This is a genomic window from Mycobacterium sp., assembly GCF_044342925.1.
Lineage (GTDB): Bacteria > Actinomycetota > Actinomycetes > Mycobacteriales > Mycobacteriaceae > Mycobacterium.
Map to the genome: position 1 here is coordinate 1 of NZ_JBIIOV010000247.1, position 3,100 is coordinate 3,100.

Genomic DNA, 3,100 nt, shown 5'->3' on the forward strand with positions numbered 1-3,100 from the left:
TTTCACGATGGTGCCGTCGTGGCGCACGAGGAGCAGGTCGCTGACCCGGATATGTCCGAAGTGCAGGCCGAACGGGTTCACCCAGAAGTGGTCGGGAAACTCAGGATCGCGTGCGGTGATATGCCCGGCGACGCCCTCGTCGAAGCCGAAGCGGCTGAACAATCGGAAGGCCGCAGCGAGGTTCTGCTTGCGGTGCAGACGCTCCTGCTCGACGGTGCGATCCTGTGGACGAGCCATGCAGGCAAGGTTACGTGCACAGACCGGTTATTCGGGCCGGCCGACGACTGAAACCCGGTGCATCAGGCGGTGCTCGGTGAAATCCGGAATGACGCGGTGCATGGTCGAACGGTTGTCCCACATCACGAGATCACCCTGCCGCCAGCAGTGGCGCCAGGTGAACTGCTCCTTGATCATGTGGCGGTAGAGGAAACCAAGAATGAGGTCGCTCTCATCGGGCGGGAGGCCGACGAGGTGGGTCGTGTACGTCGGATTGACGAACAGACCCTTGCGGCCGGTGACGGGGTGCGCCCGGACCACCAGGTGCGTGGTGCGACGGCCCTGCAGGACCTCCTCGCCGTATCGCTCGTAGGTGGCGAGGCCGAAGCGCGCCTTCAACGCGGTCAAGGCTGCGAAATCGTGCACCGCAGTGAGGCCTTCGAGATAACTCTTCATGTGGTTCGAGAGCGCGTCGTAGGCGCGGGTCGTGCTCGACCACATCGTGTCGCCGCCGTAGGACGGCATCTCTTTGGCCCAGGTGATGGTCCCCAGCGGCGGGTGCGGCAGAAAGGTCTCGTCGGTGTGCCAGATACTGGCCGTGCCGCCGTCCGCCGAATCAAGGATCGTCACGTGTTCGTAGCCGAATCCGAGGTTGGGGAAGAACGAGTGCACCTCGATCTCGCCCATGGCGCGGCCGAACGCCATGTGCTGCTCGGGGGTGAGGTCGGGAGCGCGCAGGAGAAGCACGCTGTACCGGCACAGGGCCGTGTAGACCTCTGCCGTGTCGGTCGGGTCGAGCGGTGCCGTCAGGTCGAGGCCGAGGACTTCAGCCCCGAGCGCGCCGGTGAGCCGCCGGAATTCCATCGGGCGATCCTGCCAGGTGCCGCTCATTGACGCACGCCGTCCGGCGTGACAACCTCGCGAAGTGGAGACCCCCGCCGGCACCGGTCACGCCGTCGGCGCGGATTCGCGGACCGCCGCGTTCAGCAACCGCCGCAAGGCCGGCATCCTGGCGACCTGCTGCCTGAGCGTGCTGATCACCAGCATCGACCTCACCGCGATCAATCTTGCGATCCCGGCGATTCGCGTCGACCTGCAGACCACCGCCGCGCATGCGCAGTGGGTCATCGCCGTCTATGCACTGGGGGTGGCGTCACTGTATTTATTGGGAGGCACGGCCGGTGACAGATTCGGTCGGCGCCGGGTGCTCCAGATCGGCATGGCGATCTTCATCCTCGGCTCGCTGCTGTGCGGCCTGGCCCCCACCATCAACGTCCTGATCGCCGCCCGATTGGTACAGGCGGTCGGCGCCTCGATGATGAATTCCGTCGCCCTGGCGATCATCACCCAGGTCTTCGTCGCACCCGCAGAGCGCGCCCGCGCGATCGGCATCTGGGGGGCGGTCTTCGGCGCCGCGCTGGCATTGGGGCCCGTCGTCGGCGGAATACTCATCGACACGCTCGGCTGGCGCGCAGTGTTCTGGATCAATCTCCCAATCGGTGTGGTGGCCATCGCCGCGTGCGCGGTGCTGGTGCCGGAGAGCCGAGCGGCGACGATTCGCGGGCTGGATCCGATCGGACAGTTGCTGGCCGCGGGCAGCCTGTTCGGCTTGGTATTCGTCCTGATCGAGAGCCCGGGCCGGGGCTGGACACATCCATGGATCATCGCGACGGCGGTTGCTGCGGTCCTGGCGTTCGCGGGGTTCCTGCGATACGAGTCGCGGCACCCAGAACCGTTCATCGACCTGCGGTACTTCCGCTCCATTCCGTTCGCCGCGGCGACGGCGACCGCGCTGAGCGCCTTCATCGTCTGGGGAGCGTTCCTTTTCATGATGTCGATTTACCTGCAGGGCTGGCGGAACTACCCCGCCGTGCACGCCGGCCTGCTGATGCTGCCGGTGGGGGTCGCCGTCCTGGTGGTCTCGCCGCTGTCGGGTCGCCTGGTCGGCCGGTTCGGCAACCGGCCGTCGCTGCTCATCGCCGGGCTGATGACCGCCGTGGCGTCGATGATGCTGGCCTTTCTGGAGCCGACCGCACCCCGGTGGCTACTGATGCTGATCTTTATCGCCGTCGGCATCACCTTCGGCATGGTCTCGGTGCCGGTCAACTACGCCGCGGTGAGCGGTATGCCGCGGGACCGAGCCGGTGCAGCCGCGGGGATCGCCAACACCAGTAAGCAGCTCGGCATCAGCCTCGGTGTTGCGTTCAGCGGGGTACTGGCCGCCGGCGCGTTGTCACCCCCTGACGGTGACTTCGCCAAGTCGGCCGATCCGCTGTGGTTGTTCACCCTCGCGCTGGGCCTGGTCATCGCCGCTCTGGCCGTGGTCTCGACCTCACCGCGGGCACAACGGTCTGCCGAACGGTTGGCACCGTTGATCTCGTCAACGGCGGGGGACTCTCCATCGCCGGTATCACGGTCAGCGCAGTAGCACGTCGAAACATCCCTATCAACAACCGAATAGGTGCTCGACGTCGACGAAAAAGCCCGGCTCGCGACAGCGAGCCGGGCTTTTTCGTTTCCGTGGACTTAGAAGTCCATACCGCCCATGCCACCGGTCGGGTCGCCCGCGGGAGCGGACGCCTTCTCCGGCTTGTCGGCGACGACGCACTCGGTGGTCAGGAACAGCGCCGCGATGGACGCCGCGTTCTGCAGCGCCGAGCGGGTGACCTTGACCGGGTCGGCGACGCCGGCCTTGAGCAGGTCCTCGTACTCGTTGGTGGCGGCGTTCAGGCCGACACCAGTCGCGGAGTTGCGCACCTTCTCGGCGACAACGCCCGGCTCCAGTCCGGCGTTGAAGGCGATCTGCTTCAGCGGGGCCTCGAGCGCCACGCGCACGATGTTGGCACCGGTGGCCTCGTCGCCGGTGAGGTGCAGCTCGTCGAGC

General features: G+C 66.6%; 4 protein-coding genes. 1 reads left to right on the forward strand and 3 read right to left on the reverse strand.

What is annotated here, in order from left to right; translation table 11 throughout:
• A partial coding sequence (locus ADBZ6I_RS16795; RefSeq protein WP_526385856.1) for a class II aldolase/adducin family protein occupies positions 1 to 237 on the reverse strand: 237 nt, incomplete at its 3' end.
• A gap of 27 nt (positions 238 to 264) precedes the next feature.
• Positions 265 to 1,107 carry a TauD/TfdA dioxygenase family protein gene (locus ADBZ6I_RS16800; protein WP_526385858.1) on the reverse strand — a complete coding sequence of 281 codons (843 nt, stop codon included), beginning with the start codon at positions 1,105 to 1,107 and terminating at the stop codon, positions 265 to 267.
• Between the two features lie 34 nt (positions 1,108 to 1,141).
• Here ADBZ6I_RS16800 and ADBZ6I_RS16805 point away from each other — a divergent pair, with 34 nt between their 5' ends.
• Positions 1,142 to 2,644 (forward strand): MFS transporter, encoded by a 1,503-nt coding sequence (locus tag ADBZ6I_RS16805; protein ID WP_526385860.1) that lies wholly within the window; start codon positions 1,142 to 1,144, stop codon positions 2,642 to 2,644.
• Between the two features lie 98 nt (positions 2,645 to 2,742).
• On the opposite strand, the gene ADBZ6I_RS16810 is transcribed toward ADBZ6I_RS16805, so the two are convergent.
• Positions 2,743 to 3,100 (reverse strand): TCP-1/cpn60 chaperonin family protein (locus ADBZ6I_RS16810; RefSeq protein ID WP_526385862.1); only part of this gene is annotated, 358 nt, incomplete at its 5' end.

Excerpts from the sequence above, each read along its gene's own strand:
- ADBZ6I_RS16800 (WP_526385858.1), bottom strand. The coding sequence starts at position 1,107 with ATGAGCGGCACCTGGCAGGATCGCCCGATGGAATTCCGGCGGCTCACC.